The organism is Kitasatospora sp. NPDC043950, assembly GCF_056435345.1.
The window spans coordinates 1-8,722 of the sequence record NZ_JBWKER010000023.1 but is presented as its reverse complement, the minus strand read 5'-3'; the positions used below and the strand labels follow the sequence as shown (position 1 = coordinate 8,722).

Genomic DNA, 8,722 nt, shown 5'->3' with positions numbered 1-8,722 from the left:
GTGGTAAACGGGCCGCCATTCCGGCCACCCGAGACCACGGACGGGGGGGTGGCGGGTTGGAAGGGGCCGGCCGTGACCCAAGGCGGGCTGTTCTCCCGCCCCCCCCCCCCCCCGGTGCACTCCGCCGGGTCCTCGGCGCAGTCGCCGATCTGTACGACCTGGGCCCGCCCGGCCGCGACGTCGGCGAGCACGGAGCGCAGCCGCCGGACGTCGGCCGGGCCGACCAGCGGCGGCAGACCGGCCAGCCGGTCCTTGATGTCGGGAAGGTGCTCGTGGTCGGCCCAGTCGGGCTGATGGAGTGCGGGCCGGGACAGGAGCGCGGACAGGGCGGTGACCATGGGGGTCTCCCGGGGCGAAGGTGCGCCGGCTCGGCGGCGCGCACGGAAGGGCGTCGTGGCGAGGCTGTGGATGGCACGGGTCAGGGAGGAGCGGCCGGCCCGCGGGCCGGGTCCCGGTCCGGCAGCGGTCCGCCGGCCGCCGAACGGCTGAGGCTCTTCCAGATCTTGTGGCGTGCCACCAGGTGTCGCCAACGCCCGCCCCCGCACTTCGTCAGGTGGCGGATACTCCATCAGGTGGCGGCACACTCCGTCAGATGTCGCCCCGGCGCGACCGAGAACGGTGACGGCGGGCCCTCGACGAGGTCCGTCCCGAGGTGGCGGACCGGCGAGATCCGGCCATGGAACGGCTCGGGCGCGCGCCCCATCTGGACGCCGTACAGCACGGCCGGACTCCGGTGGCCCACGCATCCCCCGGGGTGGGCGGACCACCGTGCGCCGGCACCTCGTGGCATGTGCCGAAGTCGGCGTGGCAGATCGGGCCGCCGGGCTCGGACGTCAGAAGCCGGTACCAGGTGCCGTCTCGCCGCCGGACCGGCCGCGCGCCACGGTCACCTCGATCAACATGTGCGCGACCTCCTCCTCGCCCTCCGGGAAGACGCCGCTGCGCACCACCCGCAGGGTGCGCCCGCATTCCTCGGCGATCCGGAGGAGCGCCGTCAGGTCGCCGCGCTCGCTGAAGTGCAGCAGCACCGAGCCGCCCGGAGCCAGCCGGCCCGGAGCCTCGACGAGGAAGCGGCGGTGGGCGGCGTAGCCCGGGTCGACGTAGCCGCGCTCGTGCATCGTCCGGTAGCGGTAGTCCTCCGGCGCGAGCACGTAGTTGGAGTGCCAGAAGACGGTGTCGAAGCGCTCCTCGGGCGCGAGCGCGGCGAACAGGTCGCTGTGCACGCTGTGGACGCGGTCGGCGACGCCGTGCCGGTGGGCGTTCATCTCGGTGTTGCGGACGGCGGCCTCGTTGATGTCGCCGGCCACCACCCGTGCATGCCCGGCCAGTGCTGCGGCCACCGCGATGACGCCGGTGCCGCAGCCGATCTCCAGCAGCGAGCCGGAGCGCCCGGCGGCCCGCGGGTCGTCCAGACCGAGCAGGCGCATGGAGATCTCGCTGGTGGGCGAGTAGACCGGGGCGAAAATCCCTGGCAGCAGGTCCCATTCACGGCCGCAGAGCCGGAAGGTCGCGGGCCGGTGCGGGTGCTCCAGCGCGGCCCTGCTCCGTTCCAGCGAACGGCGGTAGTCCTGTAGCGCCTTCATGTCGTCCGCCTGTGCCCCCCGCCGCGCCAGCTGGGCGTTGTCGCCCGGACCACCTCCCCGGTGGCCACCACGTCATCCTCCTCAACCGGCACGGGCGGCGGGAAGGTGACCCGGCAACACATCGGGGCCACTCGGCGGTGCCCCCTCCACCGTCCAAACCGTGGAATCATCCGAGCCCCACCCAAAGTGACATGATAAACACTTTGCATTACCTGGCATGTGCCAGGCAAAAAGGCTGATGTGCACGGGTGGGGGTAGGGCATGGCCCAACAGGGGGTCCGTAAGCGGCCTGACGCGCTGACGGTACTGACCTTGCTGGTGGCGGAGGCACCACCGGCGCGCATCGAGTCACTGCTTGCCGAGGCCGCCCGCGGCGGCGCCCGCGAGGCCGAGACGGCCGCACTGGAGCGGGCCGTCCGGCTCGGACTGGACATCTGCGCCCAGCGCCGCGGGCGCCAGCAACGCGAGGCGGGCCTGTCCGCGCTGCTCGACACCGCCCGGGACCTCCTCGTCCCCGACACCCTCGACGGGGTGCTCAAGGTCGTCACCCGGCGCTCGCGACTGCTCCTCGGCTCGGACATGGCGTACGTCAGCTTCCCCGGACCGGAGGACGGCCTGTCCTACATCCGGGCGTCGGACGGCCACACCTCCACGCTCAACGTCGGCCTCCAGCTGACCGGCGGCTCCGGACTCGGCCACGCCGCCGTCGCCAACCTCGCGCCGGTCTGGACCCCGGACTACCTCGACGACAACCGGATCCAGCACAGCACCGACATCGACGAGGTGGTCCGGGCCGAGGCGCTGCGCGCGATCATGGCCGTCCCGCTGAGCTACGGCCCACACCCCTTCGGCGCGCTCTACGTCGCCGACCGCAATGTGCGGCACTACACCCCGGAGGAGATCTCCACCACGAACCTGCTCGGCGAGCTCGCCGGCCTGGCCGTCCAGCGCGCCCTCGTCCTCGACGACGCCAAGGCCACCGCGCAGACCCTGCGCGAGGAGCACGGACGCACCACCGAGTCGCTGCGGGAGCTCAGCGAGCACCGGCGCATCCATCACGAGCTGATCGAACGGGCGCTGACCGACTGCGAACTCCACGGTCTCGCCGAAGCCGTGAGCCGGAACCTGGGTGGCGCGCTGCGGATCCACGCGGCGGACGGCACCGTCCTGACCACCACCGGCCGGATGCCCGAGACCGGACCCGCCGCCGCGGAGGTGCACGCCGCCAAACGCCCGGTCCACACCGCGGACGGCCTCTGGGCGGCCCCGGTCACCGCCGGAGGCGAGATACTCGGCACCCTGGTGTTCCGCCCCGAGGACCTCCCCGCGGCCGGCATCGACGAACTGCTGCACCTGGCCGCCCAGGCGGTGGCGGTGCAGCTGCTGCGCACCGGCGACACCACCGTCGTGCAGGGCCGCGCCCACGGCGAGCTGATGGAGGACCTGCTCACCAGCGCCCAGCGCCCGCCGCAGCAGTTGGAGGAGCGCGCCCGCCGGCTCGGCATCAACCTGGCCACGCCGCACGTGGTGGTGGTCGTCCGTCCCGAGGCCCGAGCGGTCGGCCGGGCCTGCGCCCTGGCCACGGGCCTGGCCCAGCGACTGAACGGGCTGCGGGTCGGGCACGGCGGCAACGCCGTGCTGCTGCTGCCCGGCACCGACGCCGGCACGACGGCCCGGGCCGTCCTGAACGAACTCGCCCCGCTGCTGAGCGAACCGGTCACGGTGGCGGCGGCCGGGCCGGTCGCGGACGCCGCCTCGGTCTACCACTGCCACCAGGAGGCGCTGCGCTGCCTGGAGGCGATGATCGCCCTCGACGCCACCGGCCGCTCGGCCTCCCCCCGGGAGCTGGGCTTCCTCGGTGTCCTGCTCGCCGACAACCGGGACGTCCGTTCCTTCGTCGACTCGGTCATCGGTCCGGTGCTCGAGTACGACCGGCAGCGGTTCACCGACCTCGGCCGCACCCTGGACGCCTACTTCGAGACCGGAGCCAGCCCCACCCGGGCCGCCCAGAAGCTGCACGTCCACCCGAACACCGTCGCCCGCCGCCTGGAACGCGTCGCGGAACTGCTCGGCCCCGACTGGCAGGACCCCGGCCAAGCGCTCGAAGTCCAGCTCGCCCTACGGCTCTCGCGCGTCCGCGACCTCCTCGTCAAGGACGGCCCGTCGGCGGGAGTCGACCAAGGGACCTAGTGCCTGTCGGGGCGCGGGCGTGATCCGGAAGAGTGCCCCTAGCTCACGCGGCGGAGCGAGCGGCCGCCGGTGTGGGAGAGGGCCACGACCGCGTGTGCGGCCGAGGCGAGGGTGACATGGCGGTGCCAGCCGTTGAAGGAACGGCCGGTGTAGTCGCGGATGCCGGTGCGGTCCGCGATCTCGTCGAAGTCCCGCTCGACCCGGCCGATCCGCAGGCTCAGCCGGAACAGCTGGGCCGGCGTGGCGTCCGGGACGTCGGCCAGCCACAGCTCCTGCGGCCAGCGCCGGCCGGAGCTGCCCGCGCCGAGCAGCAGCAGGTCGCGGTCCGGGCCGTCCGGCCTGCGGCTCACTCCCAGGGAGCGGGCCGCCCCGGTCACCGTCCGCACCCGGACGGCACCGACCAGCGCGGTACGCAGCCCGGCGTCCTGGCCGTGGTCGGTCCAGGTCACCATCCGCCTGCGGTCCCGGCACGCCCCGATGATCCGGTGGGCCGGCATCGCCTCCGCGCCGTGCCCGGCCCCCTCGGCCGGGCGGAGCGGCAGCGTGCTGTTGATCCGCACGAGGAACGGCACCCCCGCCGCGCGCAGCCGCCGCAGCGCCTTCATCCCGTCCAGCTCCCGGACGTCCATCACCACCGGCAGCGTGGGCAGCCGCCAGTCCGAGGTCAGCTCCAGCACCGCCTCGACCGAGCAGTCGCCCAGCGTCCGGGTGTCCACACTCGCCGGGATGGACGCCTGGCTGCGCCGCGGCACGTCGTCCAGCCACGCCCGGGACAGGTGCAGCCGCCAGTTCACCGGCATGCTCACCTCCTCGGACGCCGCCCAGACGCCCACCGCCTGCTGCGCGTTGAGCACCTGGCCGAGCGAGGAGATGAACCGGCGATCCACGCCCACCGAGTGCTCCCCGGCCTTCGGGATGACCGTCTGCTGCACCACCCAGGCCTGCGGCGGCGCGACGGACGTCACGTAGTGCGCCAGCGCGGCGCGCACCGGGTCCCACTCCCAGGTGGAGCTGCTGATGAAGTGGTGCAGGTTCTGCTCCGTGGCCTGCCCGCCGATCAGCCGCGCGATGTTGCGCACCGACTTGCGGCCCTCCGCGCCCAGCAGTCCGCGCAGGTACTCCACACCCTTGCGGCGCTGGTCCGCCCGGGGCAGCGACGCGAACAGCGCCGGGCACAGCTCCGAGAGGACGATGTCGTGGGAACTGCCAACGCCCGGCGTGCGCCCGGGTGTTCGCGTGTCCCTGATGTGCAGGGCGAAGTCGCTCATCGAGATCCCCAACCTCTACATGGCAGACGCATCTTCAGATGGGTCGACGGTATGCAGAGGGCTCAGGCCGGGCCCAGGTGCACCGGGCACACGGCTGCACGCGCGGCCTATGGCCGGACCACCGGACAGAGCGCGCGAGCAGGCGCGATCGCCCCCGGAGCCGCCCGGTGGGGTGTGCCGGGGCCATCAGGGGCGGGCCGACCGCGCGCGAGTTGACGAACAAACGGCTTCCGTGCGGCACCCCGGCGTTGACCGGTGGAAGACTCTCCGAGCATGCGAGCAGCCTTCATCGAGGCCCTCGGGCCGCCCGAGAACATCCGCTACGGCGAACTTCCCTCCCTCCGTCCTGGGCCGACCGACATCCTGGTCGACGTCACGGCCACCACCGTCAATCCGGTGGACACCTTCGTCCGCTCCGGCCTCTTCCGCACCCCGGTCGCGTTCCCGTTCGTGATCGGCCGCGACCTGGTCGGCACCGTCGCCGCGGCCGGGCCGGCCGCCCCCGGCTTCGCCGTCGGCGACCGGGTGTGGACCAACAGCCTCGGCCACGGCGGGCGCCAGGGCGCCGCCTCCGAGCAGGTCGTCGTCCCCGCCGACCGCCTCTACCACCTCCCTGAGGGCGTCCTCCCCGAGGAGGCCGTCGCCGTCGTCCATCCGGCCGCGACCGCCTACCTCGGCCTGTTCACACACGGCCGCCTGCGGGCCGGTGAGACCGTCCTGGTGGCCGGCGCGGCCGGGAACGTCGGCTCCGCGCTGGTCACCCTCGCCGTCGACGCCGGGGCCCGGGTCGTCGCCACCGCCTCCGCCCGGGACCTGGAACAGTGCCTCGCCCTGGGTGCGGCCGAGGCCCTGGACTACCGCGATCCGGACCTCGCCGAACGGCTCGCCCAGGCCTGCCCCGGCGGCGTCGACCTCCACCTCGACACGTCCGGGGAGAACGACCTGGCCACCGCCGTCGACCTGCTCGCCCCGCGCGGACGGATCGTCCTGCTGGCCGGCGCCCGCTCGCGGCCGATCCTCCCGGTCGGGCCGCTCTACATGAAGGACTGCTCGATCGCCGGCTTCGTGATCTCGCATGCGACCAGCACCGAACTGGCCGAGGCCGCCGTCGGCATCAACCGCCTGCTCGCGGCCGGACGGCTGCGCCCCCTGGTGGTCGAGACCCTTCCGCTGAGCGCCGCCGCCGAGGTCCACGGCCGAATGGAACGCGGCGAGCTGCACGGCAGACGGGTGGTCCTCAGGCCCGATTCGCGGGCCTGACCGGTCGGCTGCTCACCGTTGTACCGGAGGTCCGGCAGGGCCGCAACGCCCTCGTCGGGCCGCGACTTGACATATTCCGGACCTCCGGCGCGTCCGGCCTGCGTCGCAGAACCTGGACGTGTATTGTCCTGGTTATGCGAATGGGTGAAGGAGTCGAGTGGGGCCTGCACTGCTGCCTCACCCTGGCATGGCTCGACAGTGAGCAACCGGTTCCGACGGCACGGCTGGCGGCCTGGTTCGACCTGCCGCCGGCCTACCTGACCAAGCGCCTACAGGCACTGGTCCGGGCCGGCATCCTGAGCTCGACGCCGGGCTCCAAGGGCGGCTTCCGGCTGGGCCGACGGCCGGAGAAGATCACCCTGATGGACGTGGTCGCCGCCATCGAGGGCCCCGACGACGTGTTCCGCTGCACCGAGATCCGCCAGCGCGCGGACGGCGGTGGCGCCATCGCACGGGAGTTCCGACAGCCGTGCGGGATCGCCACCGCGATGCGCAAGGCCGAACTGGCCTGGCGCCGCGAACTCGCCGGGCAGACGGTGGCCGACCTCATGGCCGCCGCGCCGGGCGGGGCCGCCGACCGCACCCGACGCCACTACGCCCGCATGACCGGCTGACCGCACCGCCCGACGGTCCGACCGCCTCACCGCGCGGCGACACCACAGCACGCGCACCGACCCGCAAGGAGAATCTGGATGTCCAGTGTCTCGATTCCGGCCGACCGGAAAGCTCCGGCCGAACCCGGCTCACCACCCCAGGGCGGCCTGTCCTCCACCCTCGTCCTCGCCTTAGGGACGTTCGCCGTCGGCACGGACGCCTTCGTCGTGGCCGGCTTCCTCCCCTCCATGGCCCAGGACCTGCACGTCTCCCCGGCCACGGCCGGCCAGTCGATCACCGTCTTCGCCGCTGCCTACGCCGTCCTCTCCCCCGTCCTGGCCACCCTCCTCGCCCGGCTTCCCCGCCGAACCCTGCTGATCACCGCACTGTTCACGCTCGGCATCGCCAACCTAGGCTCGGCACTGGCCCCCAACATGGCCGTGCTGATCATCAGCCGCATCATCGCCGCCGCCGGCGCCGCCGCCTACACCCCCAACGCCGGAGCCGTCAGCGCCTCCCTCGTCCGCCCCGAACTGCGGGCCCGAGCCCTCGCCGTGGTCATCGGCGGCCTCACCATCGCCACCGCACTCGGCGTGCCGCTCGGCAACGCCGCCAGCCACTGGCTGGGTTGGCGCACCGCCCTCGGCCTCGTCGCCGGACTCTGCCTGCTCGTCGCCGTGATACTGCGCCTGATCATGCCGTGGCTCCCCGGCAACGTCCGGGTGCCGCTACGCACCCGCCTCGCCGTCCTGCGCCGGCCGGCCGTCCTCGCCGTCCTGCCGCTCACCGTCCTCGGCATGGGCGCCAGCTACACCGCGTACGCCTACAGCGTGCCCATGCTGGAAGCCGTCAAGGTGCCCGAGCGCTCCATCCTGTGGATGCTCTTCCTGTACGGCCTCGGCGCCGTCATCGGCAACCTCGCCGCGGGCTACACCACCGACCGCTGGGGCTCCACCAAGGTCCTGATCGTCGGCTACACCGCCATGGTCGTCGCCCTCGGGTCCCTCGCCTGGCTCGCCGCCTCCGACTCCGACCTCAAGCCCGTCGTCGGCCTGCTGGTCCTCCTCTGGGGCGCCAGCAGTTGGTGCCAGACACCCCCGCAGCAACACCGCCTGATCGAGGTCGCCCCCCAGGAGGCCCCGCTGGTGGTCTCCCTCAACTCCTCCTCCATCTACCTCGGAATCGGCCTCGGCACCATCATCGGCGGCGCCACCCTCGGCGCCGGCGCCGCGACCGTGTACGGCCTCGGCGCGGCCATCGCCGCCATCGCCCTGGTCTTCCTGCTCTTCACCCACCACTCGCCCACGAACAAGGGCTGAGACGCGAGACACTCCTTGCGGGCCGGGCAACTCCCTTCCGGCCAACGCTTCCTGACGGCACGGCGTCGCACCGAGCGCTGAAACACCCCTCAGCACGCGACGACCGACGACCGGCGCGGAGACAGACCCTGCTGCCCCGGTTTCCCCGACACGTCCCTGGCCGCCCAACGGCGCCGCGCACCGCAGCGGCCCCGGCCACGGACACCACCCGGCACTCCCCGCCGGACCACCACGTCGACGAAACCGAGAGATTGCCAGATGACCCAGTTGAGCGAGTCCCCCGTGACCACCCACAGCACCGAGACCACCGGATCGACCCCAGCGCCGTTCACCCCCGACGCCCGGACCGGGCCCGTGGAGTCCGCGATGACCGGCGCCCAGGCATTGATCCGTTCACTCGAAGAGGTCGGAGTGGACACCGTCTTCGGCATCCCGGGCGGGGCCATCCTTCCCGCGTACGACCCGCTGATGGACTCGGCCAAGGTGCGCCACATCCTGGTCCGGCACG

8 protein-coding genes are annotated in these 8,722 nt (G+C 73.1%); 5 read left to right on the top strand and 3 right to left on the bottom strand.

Annotated features, from left to right (window positions below; all coding sequences use genetic code 11):
* Positions 1 to 338, bottom strand: a 338-nt coding sequence (locus AC07BF_RS17135) for a 3-deoxy-7-phosphoheptulonate synthase (protein WP_478333552.1), incomplete at its 3' end; no start/stop codon positions are given.
* 495 nt (positions 339 to 833) lie between these two features.
* Positions 834 to 1,583: a 50S ribosomal protein L11 methyltransferase gene (locus tag AC07BF_RS17130; protein WP_363632359.1), complete on the bottom strand. Its 750-nt coding sequence runs from the start codon at positions 1,581 to 1,583 to the stop codon at positions 834 to 836.
* Positions 1,584 to 1,844: 261 nt separating this feature from the next.
* On the opposite strand from AC07BF_RS17130, the gene AC07BF_RS17125 reads away from it, so the two are divergent.
* A complete protein-coding gene (locus AC07BF_RS17125) occupies positions 1,845 to 3,773 on the top strand; it encodes a helix-turn-helix domain-containing protein (protein ID WP_400803344.1) in 1,929 nt (642 codons plus the stop codon).
* A gap of 38 nt (positions 3,774 to 3,811) precedes the next feature.
* On the opposite strand, the gene AC07BF_RS17120 is transcribed toward AC07BF_RS17125, so the two are convergent.
* Positions 3,812 to 5,041: an IS701 family transposase gene (locus AC07BF_RS17120; protein WP_371516079.1), complete on the bottom strand. Its 1,230-nt coding sequence runs from the start codon at positions 5,039 to 5,041 to the stop codon at positions 3,812 to 3,814.
* Between the two features lie 273 nt (positions 5,042 to 5,314).
* Between AC07BF_RS17120 and AC07BF_RS17115 the strand changes: the two genes are divergently transcribed.
* The 4 genes from AC07BF_RS17115 to AC07BF_RS17100 form a co-directional block, all read left to right on the top strand.
* The gene (locus tag AC07BF_RS17115; RefSeq protein WP_363587037.1) at positions 5,315 to 6,301 is read left to right on the top strand and encodes an NADPH:quinone reductase; all 987 of its coding nucleotides are present in this window, start codon (positions 5,315 to 5,317) and stop codon (positions 6,299 to 6,301) included.
* 134 nt (positions 6,302 to 6,435) lie between these two features.
* Complete coding sequence (locus tag AC07BF_RS17110; protein ID WP_363587036.1) at positions 6,436 to 6,915, top strand: RrF2 family transcriptional regulator; 480 nt, start codon at positions 6,436 to 6,438, stop codon at positions 6,913 to 6,915.
* A gap of 78 nt (positions 6,916 to 6,993) precedes the next feature.
* Positions 6,994 to 8,214, top strand: coding sequence for an MFS transporter (locus AC07BF_RS17105; protein ID WP_363632354.1), 1,221 nt, complete (start codon positions 6,994 to 6,996; stop codon positions 8,212 to 8,214).
* A gap of 258 nt (positions 8,215 to 8,472) precedes the next feature.
* A partial coding sequence (locus AC07BF_RS17100) for a thiamine pyrophosphate-binding protein (RefSeq protein ID WP_363632352.1) occupies positions 8,473 to 8,722 on the top strand: 250 nt, incomplete at its 3' end.